15 protein-coding genes are annotated in these 16,166 nt (G+C 71.6%); 6 read left to right on the top strand and 9 right to left on the bottom strand.

Annotated elements, in window-relative coordinates; translation table 11 throughout:
• Positions 1 to 226 precede the first annotated feature (226 nt).
• Positions 227 to 493, bottom strand: a complete 267-nt coding sequence (locus tag ACH4T9_RS13600; protein ID WP_396671362.1) for a hypothetical protein — start codon at positions 491 to 493, stop codon at positions 227 to 229.
• A gap of 576 nt (positions 494 to 1,069) precedes the next feature.
• Here ACH4T9_RS13600 and ACH4T9_RS13595 point away from each other — a divergent pair.
• A complete protein-coding gene (locus tag ACH4T9_RS13595; protein WP_396671361.1) occupies positions 1,070 to 2,209 on the top strand; it encodes a hypothetical protein in 1,140 nt (379 codons plus the stop codon).
• A gap of 72 nt (positions 2,210 to 2,281) precedes the next feature.
• Here ACH4T9_RS13595 and ACH4T9_RS13590 read toward each other — a convergent pair whose 3' ends face one another.
• The gene (locus ACH4T9_RS13590) at positions 2,282 to 3,262 is read right to left on the bottom strand and encodes a helix-turn-helix domain-containing protein (protein WP_396671360.1); all 981 of its coding nucleotides are present in this window, start codon (positions 3,260 to 3,262) and stop codon (positions 2,282 to 2,284) included.
• A 72-nt stretch (positions 3,263 to 3,334) separates the two neighbouring features.
• Here ACH4T9_RS13590 and ACH4T9_RS13585 point away from each other — a divergent pair, with 72 nt between their 5' ends.
• Positions 3,335 to 3,790 (top strand): rhodanese-like domain-containing protein, encoded by a 456-nt coding sequence (locus tag ACH4T9_RS13585; RefSeq protein WP_396671359.1) that lies wholly within the window; start codon positions 3,335 to 3,337, stop codon positions 3,788 to 3,790.
• Between the two features lie 98 nt (positions 3,791 to 3,888).
• Here ACH4T9_RS13585 and ACH4T9_RS13580 read toward each other — a convergent pair whose 3' ends face one another.
• Both ACH4T9_RS13580 and ACH4T9_RS13575 read right to left on the bottom strand, forming a co-directional pair.
• Entirely contained in the window at positions 3,889 to 5,118 is a 1,230-nt protein-coding gene (locus tag ACH4T9_RS13580; protein ID WP_396671358.1) for a helix-turn-helix domain-containing protein, read from the bottom strand.
• A complete protein-coding gene (locus tag ACH4T9_RS13575) occupies positions 5,115 to 5,264 on the bottom strand; it encodes a hypothetical protein (protein ID WP_396671357.1) in 150 nt (49 codons plus the stop codon). The genes ACH4T9_RS13580 and ACH4T9_RS13575 overlap by 4 nt, the downstream gene beginning before the upstream one ends.
• A gap of 236 nt (positions 5,265 to 5,500) precedes the next feature.
• Here ACH4T9_RS13575 and ACH4T9_RS13570 point away from each other — a divergent pair, with 236 nt between their 5' ends.
• Complete coding sequence (locus ACH4T9_RS13570; protein ID WP_396671356.1) at positions 5,501 to 6,868, top strand: hypothetical protein; 1,368 nt, start codon at positions 5,501 to 5,503, stop codon at positions 6,866 to 6,868.
• A gap of 250 nt (positions 6,869 to 7,118) precedes the next feature.
• Here the strand turns inward: ACH4T9_RS13570 and ACH4T9_RS13565 are convergent, their stop codons facing one another.
• Positions 7,119 to 7,298 (bottom strand): hypothetical protein, encoded by a 180-nt coding sequence (locus ACH4T9_RS13565; RefSeq protein WP_396671355.1) that lies wholly within the window; start codon positions 7,296 to 7,298, stop codon positions 7,119 to 7,121.
• Between the two features lie 262 nt (positions 7,299 to 7,560).
• Here ACH4T9_RS13565 and ACH4T9_RS13560 point away from each other — a divergent pair, with 262 nt between their 5' ends.
• Positions 7,561 to 9,252 (top strand): glycoside hydrolase domain-containing protein, encoded by a 1,692-nt coding sequence (locus ACH4T9_RS13560; protein WP_396671354.1) that lies wholly within the window; start codon positions 7,561 to 7,563, stop codon positions 9,250 to 9,252.
• A gap of 175 nt (positions 9,253 to 9,427) precedes the next feature.
• Here ACH4T9_RS13560 and ACH4T9_RS13555 read toward each other — a convergent pair whose 3' ends face one another.
• From ACH4T9_RS13555 to ACH4T9_RS13540, 4 genes are read right to left on the bottom strand one after another with little or no spacing between them, the layout of a single operon-like run.
• Positions 9,428 to 11,590, bottom strand: a complete 2,163-nt coding sequence (locus ACH4T9_RS13555; RefSeq protein ID WP_396671353.1) for a DUF4132 domain-containing protein — start codon at positions 11,588 to 11,590, stop codon at positions 9,428 to 9,430.
• Positions 11,583 to 12,560 (bottom strand): hypothetical protein, encoded by a 978-nt coding sequence (locus tag ACH4T9_RS13550; RefSeq protein ID WP_396671352.1) that lies wholly within the window; start codon positions 12,558 to 12,560, stop codon positions 11,583 to 11,585. The genes ACH4T9_RS13555 and ACH4T9_RS13550 overlap by 8 nt, the downstream gene beginning before the upstream one ends.
• Positions 12,557 to 13,933 (bottom strand): hypothetical protein, encoded by a 1,377-nt coding sequence (locus tag ACH4T9_RS13545; RefSeq protein ID WP_396671351.1) that lies wholly within the window; start codon positions 13,931 to 13,933, stop codon positions 12,557 to 12,559. Before ACH4T9_RS13545 ends, ACH4T9_RS13550 begins: the two co-directional genes overlap by 4 nt.
• The gene (locus ACH4T9_RS13540; protein ID WP_396671350.1) at positions 13,930 to 14,235 is read right to left on the bottom strand and encodes a DUF6403 family protein; all 306 of its coding nucleotides are present in this window, start codon (positions 14,233 to 14,235) and stop codon (positions 13,930 to 13,932) included. Before ACH4T9_RS13540 ends, ACH4T9_RS13545 begins: the two co-directional genes overlap by 4 nt.
• Before the next feature lie 274 nt (positions 14,236 to 14,509).
• Between ACH4T9_RS13540 and ACH4T9_RS13535 the strand changes: the two genes are divergently transcribed.
• Together ACH4T9_RS13535 and ACH4T9_RS13530 are read left to right on the top strand one after the other, a co-directional pair.
• Positions 14,510 to 14,911: a hypothetical protein gene (locus tag ACH4T9_RS13535; RefSeq protein WP_396671349.1), complete on the top strand. Its 402-nt coding sequence runs from the start codon at positions 14,510 to 14,512 to the stop codon at positions 14,909 to 14,911.
• Positions 14,912 to 15,018: 107 nt separating this feature from the next.
• Positions 15,019 to 16,155, top strand: coding sequence for an endonuclease domain-containing protein (locus ACH4T9_RS13530; protein ID WP_396671348.1), 1,137 nt, complete (start codon positions 15,019 to 15,021; stop codon positions 16,153 to 16,155).
• Positions 16,156 to 16,166 lie beyond the last annotated feature (11 nt).

Here is a 16,166-nt window from a genome sequence, read left to right as displayed (position 1 = left end):
GCAACGAATCGTTCTGTTGTCGAGACGTGCGGCGTCGTGAATGCTGTGACATGTCGTGAATGGGATACATGGCCAGCCCTCGGATCGCAGTGGTGGAGCAGTGTTCCGGGCGTCGACCCGCCAGCCCACAGGGAGGTCGCGGCGCTGTTCGACGTCTCGTCGACGACCGCTTTCTGTGGAAAGCCGAGATAGTTGCGGCAATGGCCGGATACCTAATTTATTCGAGCTAAATGAATGCATTCTGAGAGATGCACCGGAACGCCCGTTGGTGCTCCTTTCCGCCTTCGTCCTTCCGGTCGCCGGTCGCGGTCGACCGTGCCGTCGCGTCGCCCGATCGGGTGAATGCCGGCAGGCCCAGGGTCAGCAGTTGCCGGCTGCCGGTCGACTGGTCCTGAAGGTCGAGCAGCGCGATGCCGTACGGGCCCTGGTGGGCGAACCGAACGCAGGAGAGAGTTTGTAGTCCTGCGGGGGCCACGACGTTGACGATCCCCACGTCAGCTGGGGTTGACCCAATTTGACGATCCGGTCGAAATAGCTACCTTGCCGGAGCCCTGGGCCTTCGCCCGATCCGGAGTGGCGTCCGACTCCACGAAGGACGGCTTGAAGCCGGCGACCCGGCGCCCGGGGCGATCCGCCTCCGGTCCGCCCGGGGAGAGGCGCCCGCCGGTCGGCCGAGACCTCCGTCGGGGCTTCCTGCCTGCTACCTCGCTCCCACGTCACCATCAGCGCCTTCCGGGCGTTGAGAGTGCAAGGCACTTCAGCCGGCTCTTCTAAGTCACTATTAATTACGACAAATGCAAGCCACGCTCCCTAAGTCGAATGGGCGGCCCCAAAGGCGCTGTCGCAGCGTAGCTACAATGCGGCTGGCAACGTCAGGGTCGCACTGGGGAGGGCGCGGATGCTGGGAACTGCGAGGAAAGCCGTGACAACGATGAGCATCTGGCGTAGAAGTCTGTGGCGCTATCGAGTCACCACTGCGGGAATTGCGCTGACTACTTTCGGGGCCGCCACGGCTCTGGACAACCCTCCCACAGCAGTCAGTGTCCTAGCAGCAGTTGTTGGCTGCCTCGTGTCCCTACTGGAAATCCGAGCCAATCGCCGCCGGGCTCGGCTGGTGCGGTTCCAGTCGCGGGACGGCGACAACTACCGCGATTTGTCAAGTCAACTGGCAAGATTGGGGCCCGTCGTAGAAAGCGCACACGACGTCGGCGTGGTAATGACAGAAGAGTGCGCGCGGCTTCGAAGCCAGCCCGTTCGAGCCGAGCTTGAAAGCTCACCGTACCGCCTGCCTCGCGAGCTCAAGATCTGGTCGTTCGACTTCCTTGCGCGTCGGGCCCGGGTTGCTGCAATGTACAACGGTGAAATACTCGGCCTGGCCTCTGATCTGCCTTCCGGCGATAAGGACGTAGTCGTCAAGCTCAGGCCCGGCCGCTATTTCGACTTCTTCTGCAGCAACCTGCTTGCCCCGTTTGACGTGTGGGGAACAGGGCGAAAGTTGCCGCTTCTCCGGGGAAGGGAGCTCATCCTCGATCAGCGTGGGCAACTGATATCCTTCCGCCGCAGCCGACTCGCGAACACGGTCGGCGTCTCCTCCCTGGCCTTCACCACGGACGGTCAACTGATCCTTGTGGCCCAGGCCAAGGACAATGTGGGAAGCCCCGGCCTCATCGCCCCATCCGGATCTGGCGCTCTCGAGCCCCGCGACGTGCCGCAGGATGGAACAGGGCTGACGATCGGAGACATCGCCCTCCGCGGTGCCGAGCGGGAGCTGCGGGAGGAATGTCACGTCAGCTCGGACGAAGTCGAAATCAGTACGATTGTGGGGCACGGCCGGTGGATCAGTCGAGGTGCCATGCCAGAGTTCTGCGCGGTCACCCTTCTTCAACTCACCAGCGACCAGGTGCTCGACCGGGCGATCCGGCTCGTCGAGCGTCCCTACGTCTCCGAGGTACTGGCGGTTGACCTAGCGCCGATGACCAGATGGAATCCGAGAAAACCGCTGACCATGCTGCCCGAAGAGATCAGACGCTCGGCGTCATGGCCCCTGGCCTTCGGCCTGGCCTGCCTGGCTCAGTCCATCAGCGACCAGTCGTGGCCCCTGCGACAGGAGTTGATGAAGCGGCTGGCCCAGGAAACACCTTCCGCATCAGGTGAGTCATCGAGGGGTCCTACCCAGAGGCGGCAACGGCCAGTGCGTGAAGGTGCGTGACCGGGTCGCCCTGGTCGACGGTCGTTCGGTGCAGTTGTCTATTGCCGGTGTGTGCTGGGACCGAAACCCGCCTCACCTGGGGGTCGTGCGGAAGGTCCGCCGGTAGGCCGCCGGCGAGGTACGCATGATACGGCCGAAGTGGTAGCGGAAGGTGACTGGTGAGTCGAAGCCGACCAGGCCCGCGATCCGCTCGACCGGCCAGTCCGAGGTCTCGAGCGGGGCGAGGCTGGCCCGGACCCGCTGGACTGTCAGCCAGCGGATCGGGCTGCTGCCGGTCGCCCGAGCGAAATGTCGCAGGTACGACCGGGAGGACATCCGAGCCCGGGCGGCCAGCGTCTCGACGGTGATCGGCTGCGCCAAATGTCCCAGCGCCCAGTCCATGCTGCGGGCCACCCCGTCGTCGTCCTGGGCGATCGGGCTCACCGGCGCCTCGATGAACTGGGCCTGCCCGCCGTCCCGGTGCGGCGCGGTGACCAGCCTGCGGGCGACAGCGTTCGCGACCGTGCTCCCGTGGTCCCGCCGAACGACATGCACGCAGAGGTCGAGCCCTGCGGCGCTGCCCGCGCTGGTGAGCACGTCCCCGAGGTCGACGTAGAGCACGTCGGCGTCGACCCGCACGGCCGGGTGGCGGCGGCGCAACTCGTCGGCGTACCTCCAATGGGTGGTCGCCCGACGGCCATCGAGCAGGCCCGCGCCGGCCAGGGCGAAGGCGCCCGAACAGATGGACATCAGCCGGGCGCCCCGCCGGTGGGCCAGCCGCAGCGCGGCGACGAGATCCGGTGACGGGTCCACAGTGACATCAGGCACCCCGGGCACGATCACAGTTTCGGCAGCGGCGAACGTGTCCAGCCCGAACGGGGTCTCGAGACTGGCCCCGCCGAGGAGCGGCACCGGCCCGGGTTGCTCGGCGCAGACGGTGAGGTCGTACCAGGGCCGGTCGAGCTCGGGCCGGGGCAGCCCGAACACCTCAGTGACGATGCCGGTTTCGAACACCGACATGCCGGGATAGGCCAGCACCGAGACCGTTCGTCGAACTTCGGGCGGCACGGTCATGGCGGGATCTTAGCGAAGCATGGCATCAGCGCCACTGTCGGCGGCCCCCCGCCGGCCGGCAGGCTGCTGGGCATGTCGAGAGCCTTTTCCACGCCGGCCGCCCCGCCCGCGATCGCCACCGCCCACTTCGCCGCCCGGCTCTCCGTCGAGACCGACGTCAGCGACGTGCACGCCGACCTGGAGTCCGGGGCCGACATGCTGGTGGTGGACAGCAGGAACGAGAGGGCCTGGCGTCAGGGACACCTGCCCGGCGCGCTGCACCTGCCCACCGCCGACATCGCCGGCCGCGCTTCGGCGCTCATCCCCGCCGGACGCCGGGTCGTCACCTACTGCTGGGGCCCGGGGTGCAACGGCGCCACCCGGGCCGCCCTGGAGTTGGCCCAACTGGGCTTTCCGGTCAAGGAAATGATCGGCGGGTACGAGTACTGGGTCCGGGAGGGCTTCCCGGTGCTGACCCCGGACGGCCTGCTCCGACGGCCGGCGGACGACCTAACCGCGCCCATCGGGGACGGGGCCTGCGGCTGTTGAGTTCGCCCGAGCGGTAGGTAATCACTCCTCGACGCCTCGCTCGCTGGCGGTGAAGACATCCATCCGACCGGTGATCGGCGCGTGCACCTTCGGCTTGGCTATTGCCGGGTCAGCCCCACGATGGCGGCGAGGCGGGCGACGTCGGCGGGAGTGGGGCCGGCGCGGAGCACGGCGGTGAGCGCGGTGCGGGCGGCGGGGCGGAGGCGGGTCTCGGCGGGGGCGATGCGGTCGGCGGTGACGAGGGCGCGGCCGGCGGCGTGGTGGTCACCAAGGTCGAGGTGGGCGCGGGTGATATCGATGAGGTGGGCGGCCCGGTGTTCGGCGGGGAGCCGGTGCCAGGCGTCGTCGGAGGTGGCCCGCCGGTGGGCGGTTACGGCCCGGTGGTGGTCGCCGAGGCGCATGGCGGTCAGGGCGCGGGCGAGTTCGACGGTAACGGGGCCGAACCCGATGCCGTCGTGGTCGCCATGGTGCCGCTCGCCGTGGGCGGTGGCGAGGTGGGCCGCCCGCTCGGTGAACTCGGCAGTGGCGGCGGCCCCGCACGCGGCGGCGGCGAGAGCGGCCTCGGTCAGCAGGGTCCCCTTCAGCGCGGGCTCCTCCGGCAGGAAGGCGCGGGCGGGTGCCAGGTCGAGCCGCTGTGCGGCGGTGGCGGCGGCGGCCATCGCCAGCCGCCCCCGCCGCAGCGCCCGGAGCGCCTGGGCGAGGGAGACCGCCGCGAGGGCGGCGCGGCGTGGATCACCGGCGGCGGCGGTCATGGCCCGGTCGGCCGCCAGCCAGGCCAGGTCGGCCTCGCCGAGCTTGGCCAGCACCTGGGCGGCGAGCCGGTACACCCGCACCGGCAGGTCGGCGGCGGCCGGGTCGTCCGTCTGGACGTGGTAGGCCCGGCGGCTGTCGCCGAGCAGGTCGGGCAGCATCCGCAACACCTGGGCGTGGTGGCCGTTGCGGTACGCCGTCCAGGCGTACCCGACCTGGCCGTCAAGCTGCGGCAGCGACGACGCCGGTTGGCCGTCGCTGCCGAGCCGGGGTACGTCGTAGCGCGCCAACGCCTCGCGCACCCGCTCCACGGCGCTGCCGGTGTCGGCGGCCGGTCCCCGCTGGACCTTGCCGGCGAGCAGGACGGTCGGGGCGACGCCGAGGGCCGCGGCGACCGTCTGGATCATCGAAAGCCGATCGAGGGTACGGACGCCGCGCTCGACCTTGTCCACCCAGCTCTTGGACTTGCCGATCCGGTCGGCGAAGACCTGCTGATTCATGCCCCGGTTGACCCGCAGTTCCGCCACCCGCCGCCCGATCGGCAACTCGTTGCCGGTGCGCCGGACAGGCCGGGTCATCGCTCCTGCTCCGTTGGCGGCTGCATGGCCAACGTGGACTCCTCGCAGCGCGGACACCACCGGGACTTGACCCGGAACGCGAGCAGCCCGAGCAGGAAGCCCGGCACCAGCCCCCCGAACACGACCGACACGACTTCGGAGATCACGAACACCCTCGCTTTCGACGGGTCAAAGGTCCGGACGTGTTGGCACGCCACCGCCGACCACCATGGCCGCACCGGAATGCCGCCCATTTCGGTGCGTTCAGTTGACCTCCCCGAAGCTGTGGTGGAAGTAGGTGCGCGTGGTGCCTATCGGTGCGCATCAGTGCCGTACCCACCTGCCTACGACCGCCTCCGATACTGTCCGTGTGTGGGCCGCTACGAGTGAGGGGGTCGGAAGGGTGGCATTCAGCGGAGAGGCGATCGCCCGCTTGCTGGCCGAGGTTGGCTGGCAGCCGGAGCATCTCGCTCGACGCCTCAACGAGTGCGCCGAACGGCACGGGCGCACAGAACGGCTGCACCCCAAGACGCCGTACAAGTGGAAGAAGGGCGATCTGCCCCGCAGTCCGTGGCCATCGCTGACCGCAGCACTGTTGTCCGAGCAGTTGCAGCGGACAATCAGTCTCGACGAACTGGGCTGGCCAAACGAGGGATTCGAGGCCGCGCCCGCCTCCGTCGGTCTGGATCTGCCCTGGTCCTCAGGCGGGGCCTTGCGGGCGGCCGAGGTGGTGAACGAATCTGAGGGGATGATGCACCGACGGATGTTCCTCACTCTGCTCGGTTCTGCACTGACGTCACCGGCGCACGAGTGGATGATCGCCCAACCGCCGCAGGACATCGCGTCGACCATCGGCCGTCCCCTGTCCGGCGAGGTCGTCGACCACCTGGACGCGGTGACAGCCAGCCTGCGACGCATGGACGACCACCTCGGGAGCGGCCAAACCCTGGGGCTGGTCCGCGAACACCTGAGCACGGTGGTCGGGGTGCTGCGAGAGCGCAGCTACACCGACACCGTCGGTCGACGCCTCCATGCCACCGCCGGTGAGCTGTTGCGCCTCGCCGGCTGGCTCTCCTTCGACGACGGCCACCACACCCGGGCGCAACGGTTCTGGATCGCCGGGCTCTACCAGGCCAACGCGGCCGGCGATCGCGGACTCGGGGCGAACATCCTCGGCTTCATGTCCTGCCAGGCCAAGGACCTCGGCCAGCTTCGGCAAGCCGTGACCCTTGCTGAGACTGCGCGAGCCAGCTACCCCGCTACGAGCCCGAAGGTGACGGCGATCCTCGACCTACGGGCCGCCGAGGCGTACGCCAACAACGGGTCGGTGACCGACACCCGCCGCGCGCTCGACAACGCATTCGGCCGGTTCACCGACAGCCCGCCGGAGCACGGCGACCCCGACTGGTCCTACTGGGTCAACGAGGCGCAGGCTCACGCCCAGGCCGGCTACTGCTTCGTCAAGCTCGAAGACTGGCCACGCGCCCGCGATCACCTGCGGACAGCGCTGCGGCTACAGGGCGACGAGTGCTCCCGCGAGGGTGCACTGCGCAACGCCCTGCTCGCCACCACCTACGTCCAGCAGGAGCACCCCGAGTTGGACAAGGCGCTCGCCCTCGGCGACCAGGCGGTACAGACCCTGACCGGACAGGTCACCTCCGCCAGATGCATCAAGCACGTCCGTAACCTGTTCGGTGCGTTGACGCCGTACCGGCGGACACCCGCCGTCCGCCGATTTTGTCAGGACGCAAGAGACCTCATCGCCACCTAAGACGCAGCAGGGATGATTCAACCGAGTTCGTTTGACCGCCAGCATCTGTCTGATGAGTTCGCTGCCTGCTCAGCCGATGGCCACGATCTGGCGCGACGGCCAGCGGCATCAAGACGCAAGGCGCCGTGCCTGAGCTGAGCGATGCTTACCGTCGGACGTCTCCGATGCGTCTCTGCGGAACCAAGATCAAGGATGCATTCGGCCGCCGTAGTAGCGCCGCGCACGCACCGGTCCGTAGCGGTGACCCGGGTCACCACTGGAAGTTCGATATGAGCAGCCCGACACCCACGAGCGCCAGGGCGACGGCGGAGTACTTGAACCATCGAGCCTTGCGGCGGTCGCGCCGACCTACCGAAGTCGCGACGCCGAAGCGGAGGTACCCGGCGACGATGAACGCGAGGTACGCGAGGACGGCGCGGGTGGTCTCCACGGTCCTGATCGTACCTTCGGGGCCCGGCGGCCCGGCGGTCCACAATCCTGATGCATCGACGCGCAGGAGCGGTCCCGATGCCGTTGTCCGGCAGTGGATGCCAGCGGTCGGCGAACCGGCGCGGAGCAGTTCGCGCCGGCGGGTGGCGGACGACAGCCCTGTTCCCATCGACGCCGATCTCTGGTGTGAGCGGCCCACACATGGTAGGAATTTGCCAAGTCTGGCGTTGTTCGCGAAGGATTTCACCCAGGGAGAGGCCTCGATGAGGATACGAAGGATCATGGCCGGCCTCACGGCCGCCATCGTCGCTCCGGCGGTGGCGGCCACCCCGACCTGGGCGGCCCCCACGGACGAACAGATCGTCAGCTACCGCGGCTACCAGGTGCAGGTGCCGGCGGACTGGCAGGTCGTCGACCTGTCCACCGACCCGCACGCATGCGTCCGGTTCGACCGACTCACGGTCTACCTCGGTCATCCGAGCGCCGAGCCCTGGTGCCCCACCGGGCTGGTCGGGCGCACGGCAGGCCTGATCATCGAGCCGATCGACGCCGTCACCGCCGAGCGCCTCACGGCGGACACCGCCGTCACGGCCGGCGGCCGGGCGGCCGTGGACACCCTGGTGTCCCGCGACGGGACGGCCCAGGTCGCGGTGCGCGACGCGGGCGTACTCGTCACGGCCGTCCACACACCGCAGACCGAGCCGGCGGTCCGCCGGATCCTGGCCGCCGCCAAGCTCGGCGCGGGCGCCAAGCCGGTATCTCTGGACGCCGTCCGCGCGGCCTCGACGCCTGCCACGGTGGCACCGGCGGCGGCGCCCGGCCCACAGCCGGGCACCTACACCGGGAAGGGCTTCGACACGTGCACCGCCCCGTCGCAATCGACGATGGACACGTGGCGCAACAGCTCGCCCTACCGTGCTGTCGGCATCTACATCAGCGGCGCGAGCCGATCCTGCACCCAGGCCAACCTGACCGCGACCTGGGTCGCCAACCAGGCCGCCAAGGGCTGGCACCTCATCCCCATCGAGCTCGACCGCCAGGCGCCGTGCGGCACCCGCCTGCCGAAGATGTCGTACGACCCCGCCACGGCGCGGTCCGAGGGTGCGACCCGGGCGACCAGCGCGGTGAACGCGGCCAAGGCGCTGGGCATCCCCGCCGGCAGCGCGATCTACAACGACATCGAGCAGTACCCGTCGGGTGAGTCGTGCAAGGCGGCCGTGCTCTCGTACCTCTCCGGCTGGACCGAACGCCTGCACACGCTCGGCTACCTCTCGGGCATGTACTCCAGCGGTTCCTCCGGCGTCCGGGACCTGTGCAACGCCTACAACGACACCCGGTACACCCGCGTCGACCATCTCTTCCTCGGCTGGTGGAACGGCGTGGCGAACACCGACGCCGGCGACTACTGCCCGGACGCGTACTACAGCAACCACCAGCGCATCCACCAGTACACCGGCGACACCAGCGAGACCTGGGGCGGCGTAACGATCTACATCGACCGCGACTATCTCGACGTCTCGACCGGAACCACGGAGCCGCCGCAGGGGTTCACCGTCACGGTCGACAACACCACCACGGGCCGGTTCACCGCGAGCGCGAACTGGAGCACCTCGGCCTATTCCAGCCAGCGGTTCGGCACCGACTACCGGTTCGCCACCCCGACCCCCGCCAGCGATGCCGCCTGGTTCGCAGCGGACCTCCCGGCGACCGGCAGCTACGAGGTCTCGGTCTGGTACCCGGCCGACCCGGGCTACAACGACTCGACCCCGTACGTCGTCGCCACCACCAGCGGCAGCCAGACGGTGAAGGTGAACCAGCGTCTCAACGGGGGACGATGGGTGTCACTCGGCGTGTTCACGCTGGCCGCAGGCGCAGGCAACAAGGTGGGAGTGAGCCGGTGGACCAGTGGCACCGGCTATGTCATCGCCGACGCGGTCCGCATCACCCGCGCCTGACCGACGGCATGAACGAGCGGCTGTGACGCGGCAGCCGATGGCCCGGGGCGATGACGTCGACCCGGGCCATCGGCGCCCGTCCGCCGGGCCGGCATGAAGGTGGGCCCAGCTCAGCCCCGGGATCGGGCTGGGCCCGGTTCGGCGGTGCGGCGGTGCGGCGGTTCGCCGGCGAGGCCTACCCGTGCGATTCGGCGCCGGCCACTGACACGACGAGGTCCAGGTCGCGCATGACCTCGGAGAACGCCACGGACGGCACCTCCGCGAGGGGGACCGCCGAGCCGGCCGCGAGGAAGCGCAGTTCGCCGACGACCACGTCGCCCCCACCGAAGTAGCCGGACAGTTCGCAGGTCAGCGCGGCGGTGAGCCCGGCGGTCACCGGGCGGGTCGCCTGGTGCGCGTCGTACCGGTCGTGGGTCGACCAGCCGCGTCCGGACAGCAACTGGCCGGCCACCCCGCCGTCGACGGTGTGCCCGGCGAACCGTCTCGACACGTCGACGGCGTCGCGCTCGGCCGGCGTCAACAGGTACAACTCGCGGAACGCCTGCTTCACGGGCTGCCGGATCCCCAGCCGGACAATTTCCGCCTGCCAGTGGTCGAGCAGGCGTCGCTCGTGCAGCAGGAAGGGGTGCGCCGCGATGACCGGACCGTCGAGGTCGATCTGGTCGAGCAGGCCCACGGCGCCCGTCCGGTCCTGCCAGATCAACGCGGGCAGCATCGCCTGCCCGGCCGGCAGCCGCCGCAGGCGGAGCAGCTCCTCGGGGGCGAGGGTGCCCCCGGTGGCCACCAACCGCTCGATCAGCCCGCCGCGCATCCGGCGGGCCTGGTCGCGCAGCCGCTCCTGGTGTTCGCGCGCGTGGGCGTACCGCGGGTCGGCGCGGACCGTGGCCGGCACCGACTTCAGCGCCCGGCCGGCCCTGCTGACCGTGAGAACCGGGTCGGCGTCGGCGAGCCGTACCCCGACGGTGTAGTCACCGATGTGCCAGTCGCCCGGGGTCTCGGTGACGACGCGCGCCTCGCAGTCCCACTCCAGGCGGTCCGCGTCGGGGAGGCCCGCCACCTGGGCCAGGTGGTCGAGCGCGACCGCGACCGCGGCGGCGTGGCTGTGCCGGCGGTTGGGGCCGAGCTTCGGGCCCCGCTTCGCCACCTCGCGCAGAGCCAGACAACGATCGAGTACGGTCTCGCCGTCGGCCAGCGGCAGCAGGCCGAACGCGGCGATGCCGGACAGCGCGTTGCGCTTGACCCGTTTCTCGACGGCCGCCCGGTTCCAGCCCAGCGCGGCGGCGATCACCTCGCTCGGGCAGAGCTTCAACAGCCGGCGGGCGCCGTCGTCACCGGCCCGCCGCACCGCGGCCAGGATGCCGGCCCGGTCCTGCCGCCCCGCCTCCGTCGCGGCGGTCGCCAGCACCAGCCGCAGCAGCGGCTCCGCGCCCGGCAACCCGAGCACCGGCAGCAGCACCTCCGCGTCACCGGCCGGCAGCCGTAGCTCGAAGGCGTACCGCCGCTGCTCGACGGGGCGGTCGCGCAGGTGGTCCACCAGGGCGGACCGCTCGTCGTCGGTCAGCTCGGCGGGGCCGAAGCGGTCGGCCATCCGGCGGTCGCGCGGCCGGTCCAGGGCCCGGAGCATGAACCGCAGGCCGCACGGCACCAGCACCTCGGGCAGCTCGTCCCAGTCGGGCTCGGCCGGCGAGGTCAGCCGCCAGGCCAGCGCGTCGAAGTAATCCCGGACGACCGGGGCGCAGCCGGCCGGCGCCGTAGCCGTGGCGCCCTCCGCCGGTGAGCCCCCGCCGATGGCCCTGCCCAGGTACGCGTCGTCGGCGAAGGCCTTCTCGACGACCTCGACGTCGAGCGCGCCCGCCGCGTGCAGGGCGTCCAGGATCCGCACCACGGTCTCGCGGGCCGCGCGGCCCAGCGGGGTGAGCACCAGCAGCCGCAGCAGGCGCACGTCGCCGGCGGCGACCGCCCGCTCGGCCAACGGTTCGAGCGGCGGCTTTCGCCAGCCCACCCGGTCCACGGCGGACGCCAGCATCGCCGCACGGCGGGCGGTGGGCCACGGGGCGTCCAGCACCTCCACCGGATCGTCCGGGTTCCGCACCGGGAACGCCTCGTCGTACACCTCGTCGAGCGCGGCGCTGATGTCCGCCATGTTCCCGCCGAGATGCCCGCCGGTGCGTTCGATGCTGTCGCCGGTCACCAGCCGCCGCCGGACCCGGTCGGCGAGATCCCGTAGCCCCGCCGGGTCGCCGGCCTTCGCCAGGCCCCTGGCCCGGTCGACCAGATGCCACAGCGCGTCCCGCTCCTCGCGGACCGCGTCGGCGTACATGTCGGGCACGTCAACCACGGCTCACCCGCCGGGCAGGGCGGTCAGCCGCAGGAAGGGTTTCGAGCCCCGCCTCGGCTGCCGACCGGGCCCGCAGGCTCAGCGAGTCGACGCGCTCGGTGAGTTCGCGTACGGCCGTCTCGTCGTCGCCGTCCACGGCCGTGATGCCGTCGAGCAGCGCGGCGTACTCGGACGTCAGCTTCAGGTAACTCCGGCGGAACTGCCGGTTGGCGCGGCCGCGCCGGCCGTTCGCCAGGGCGTACTGCTGGTCGAGGTCGATGATCTGCTGGGCCAGGACGGCGACGGCGGCGCTGAGCGCCCTCCGGTCGTCCGCGCGTTCGTCGCGGCGGCTGTGGTGGGTAGCCGCGAGCCGGCCCGCCCGCCGGCCTCCGGCGTAGAGCGCCATCGCCGCGGCGATGACGCCCGCGATCGCCGCGGCCGCCAGCAGGTACCGGGGCAGGGAGGGGCTGATCGTGCGGGCCCCGTCGGGAACGGTGCCGCTCTTCACCAGCAGGTCGTAGTTGACGGTGACGACCTTCAGCGCCTCCAGGGGACGGTCGACGAAGGTGTCGATGCCCCGGCCGACGGTCATCTCGGCGGCGGCGGCCCGGCCGAAGTTCTCCTTCTTGCGCCCGGGCAGCAGCGCGCAGCCGTAGGTGTCGTAGTCGTCGCCGTCACGGCTCATCACCAGCACGACCGTCCCGTCGGCGGCGCGCTTGACCTGGTGGCAGGCGTCCCGCAGGTTCGCGCCCGGTTCGAGCAGCAGCACGACCAGCCTGCGGTTGCCGATGACTCGTTCCGCGGCGGCCCGGTCCAGGTCGACGCCGGGCGCGACGTACACCGACGAGGTGCGGACCTGCCGGGCCACCGGGCCGTCCAACGCCCCGCCACTCCACAACGCCCAGCCGGCCAGGACCGCGCAGGCCAGCACCGCGCGGCCGAAGGACGTGCCGAACAGGTCGCCGAGCCAGCGGCGTACGGTCGGTTTCACGACAACCTGCCCCGGAGGTAGAGGTCCGGTCGGTAGCTGGGGATGCCCAGCGTGCGCGCGGCGTCGTCCAACTCGTCCGCCGCGTCGTTCAGCAACGTCCGGACGTGCCGGTCCGGCAGGTTCGCACCCAGCGACTCGCGGGCCGCCTGCAGCCGGACGATGCCCCGGGTCAGCGCCGGGTCGCTGCGGGCGTCGGTCAGCAGGGACATCTCGACGGCGAGGGCGGTCAGACCGGCCAACCGGGCCGGCACGTCGCCCCGGCGTGGGTCGCCCCGCCGGCCGTCCCGGCCGTCTTCGAAGCGACGCAGCGACCGGATCGACAGGGTCAGGAACGCCGCCACGCAGCCCGCGAACACCCACGGCAGCGCCGGCAGTGCCACCCGCAGCGGGTCGATCGGACGATACGGCAGGGGCCGGTCGAACAGGCCCGCGTAGCGAACGTCGGTGACCCGGTTCAGGTAGACCGCCAACACGTTGTACTGCGGGTAGTCGTACCGGCTGAGCCGGCCGCCGAACTGACCGTAGAAGCTCGCCCCGGCCAGCTCGGCGAAGTCCTCCTGCCCCGGGCCGTGGTACTCGATCCAGAGGCCGTACATCACCACGATCGGGGTGCCCGGAAAGAGCCTGGTCAGCGCCGGACCGTACTGGGGCGCCGGCGCGCCGTCGCGCTGCGGGGGGAGCGCGACGAAGAGGACGCCGTCCGGGAAGGCGTTCTCGGCGTTGACGGCGGGAACCTTGGTGAGCGTGGCCCCCGGCGCGCGGTGCAGCCCGGTCGCCCGCAGGTCGGCGGTGACCACGGCCAGCTCCCGGGCGCTCGGCTCCCGCCAGCGCAGCTCGTCGCCGTCGGGCGGGGTGGGCTGGTCCTCCAGCTTCGCGATGAGCGTCAGCAGCGGCCCTGTCACGTCGCCGGCGGCGAACTGGCCGCGCCAGCCGGGCAGGTCGTCGGGGACGGCCTGATAGAGGCCCCCGCTCACCTCGGTGCCGACCACCCGGACGGTCGCGTTCTTCACGCCCTTCACCCGGAGGCGTTCGTCCTCGTCCAGCCCGGGCGGGGCGACCAGGATGCGGACGTCCCGGTTCCCGATGATCTCCCGTACCCGCTGCTCGTTCCACCGTGCGGTCGAACCGGGCAGCCGCACCACGGGGGCGGCGGCCACCAGCGCGGTCATCTCGTCCTCCGAGGGCACGCTCGCGTCGCTCAGCTCGCCGGCCGAGCCCTCCTCGACCCCCTGGGAGGACGACGGCGACCTGCCGTAGCTGACGTCGATGCTCTGCCGCTGGGCGAGCAGGAAGACGACCAGGACGACCACGGCGATGCCGAGGAACGCCCAGCGCAGCAGCTCGCGACGGTCCTGGCCCAAGCGGCGGATCACGCGTGCTCCCGCCACAGCCGGTCGGCCTGCCGGGCGTGCTCGGCCGCCGTCCGCGCCGCCGCCGGCCCGCCCCGGCCGGCGGCGATCAGCTCGGCGCGGGCGAGCAACTGCTCGGCCTCGGGCACCCGGGTCCCGGCCGCGTCCCGGCTGACGGCCGCGCTGTCGATCTGTGCGCGGGCGGTGGACCAGGCGGTACGGCGTGCCTGCTCCCGGGCCCGCCACCGGGGCAGCACGGTCGTCGCGAAGCCCGCACCCACCAGCAGCAGGCCGCCGGCCAGCCAGATCGGGAGGGTGTGTGACATGCGCTCCAGCCTTGTGCCGAGGGGTCGGGTCCGTCGCCGCGAGGGGCGGGGTGCCGCCCGAGTCTCGCCGATCGAGTCAAACCGCTGCACACGGCCCTCCACCTGAGCGGACGCGGCGGCGGCGCGGCTGTCAGCACCCGGCAGTTCCGGAGGCGGGCCTCATCTCCGAACCTTGGACAGTTTCCGTCCGCTGGTGACGGAAACTGTCCAAGGTCGCAGTTCATCGGGGTGGGGGCTTGTTCGTTGTGCGGGTCGGCAGGGGGAGGATCCTGTCGTGCATACCTCGACGCGTACACGTGCTCTGCTCGGTGGGTTGGTCCTCGCGGTGGCGACGGTCGCGGTCTGGTGGGCCTGGATCGGCTGGGACACGGAGTACACGGTCGACCCGGTGACCGACTCGGTCAGCGGCCCGTACGACGTGTGGCAGGTCGTCGGGTGTGTCCTGTCCCTGGCGGTGGTCGCGGCCGTCGGCGGTTGGGTGCTCAGCCCCTGGCTGGTGGCGCCGGTGATGACGGTGGCCTTCACCGTCGCCTGGGCGTGGCGGGCGGCGACGAGCGACGACTCGGGCCTGTGGGCGGTCGGCGCGGTCCTGGTCCTGCTCGGAATGGCGGCCGGTACCACCGCGGTCAGCGCGGGCGTCCGTTTGTTCCGCCGGCACCGCCCCGTCGTGAGCTGATCCTGTCCCAGCCGCGCCGCCTGTCCGACGCCGCCCGGCGCATCCGTTGCGCCGTCGCCCGCCCGCGGGGCGGTGCCCGCGCCGATGGCTCGGTAGGGTGCCCGACCATGCGTGGTGGGGCCGGTGCGGGATGGTGGGCGGCGATCCCGCCGCGCCGGGTCAGCCACCTCACGGGCGTCGACCCCGAGCTGTTCCGGCTGGCCCTCGACCCGCTGCCGCCGTCCGCGCCGGCCGTGCTCGCGTACCGCCCGGGGCGTGGCATCACCCTCGACGGCCTGGTCACCGCCGTGCTCGACGAGTTGGAGGGCGCGGCCAGGGCATTGCTTCCGCGCTGGCTGCCCGGTGCGGACCGGCTCGACGGTGCTGGTCCGCTCGGCCGGGCGGCCGTCCGAGGGCTTGCCGCCCGGGTAGCCGCTCGATCCGACCACTTCGGGCCGTTCCTCGCCGACCTGGCCGAGCGGGCCCGGCACGACCTGGCGGAGCGGGCCCGGCACGACCTGGCGGAGCGGGCCCGGCACGACCTGGGCGCGGCGGGCGACGCCGGTCGGGCTCGTCACCGCTCGCGTTTCCCCGCCGAGGTGCGGGCCGCCGGCCTCACCCGGGTGCTCGCTGACGCGTACGACCGGGAGTCCTGCGTGCTGGTGGCCGAGTCGCCGCAGGGGGCCGGGCCGGAGGACGAGCGGGCGCTCGTGGCGGCGGCCGAGTGGCTGGTCCAGCACGGCCGGTGCGCGGTGTGGCTGGTCGGCCCGCTCCCGCACGGAGCCGACCGGGTCCGACCGGTGCCGCTCCGGCTCCCGATACACCTCGCCGAGCTGACCGGGGGCATCGGTCGGGTTTCCGACAGCCCCGCCGGCCCGAATATGGTGGGCCTGGCGTACCCGCCGCTGGCCGGGGCGCCCCGGCCGGACAGCGCCGCCGAACAGGCCCTGGAGCGTGCCCTCGCCCCGCACGACTGGGCCCGCGGCCGGCGGTGGAACCACACCTACGAATGGCATCCACTGGGTCGGCCGTACCGCCTGGATCTGCTCTGGACGGTCGAAGGGCTTGCGGTCGAGGTGGACGGCCCGGAGCATCGGGGAGCCATTATGTTCGCCGACGACCGGCGGCGCGACGTACAGCTCCAGCTTCTGGGGCTCGACGTGCTCCGGTTCACCAACGAACAGGTGCTGACCGACGTCCAGGCCGTCATCCGGAGCATCCGGGACCTGCTGGCCCGACGACGCGCGGCCGGCGCGCACCCATGACAGGAAAAAGA

Source organism: Micromonospora sp. NPDC020750, from assembly GCF_044334565.1.
Lineage (GTDB): Bacteria > Actinomycetota > Actinomycetes > Mycobacteriales > Micromonosporaceae > Micromonospora.
This window is presented reverse-complemented; position numbering and strand designations above follow the sequence as displayed.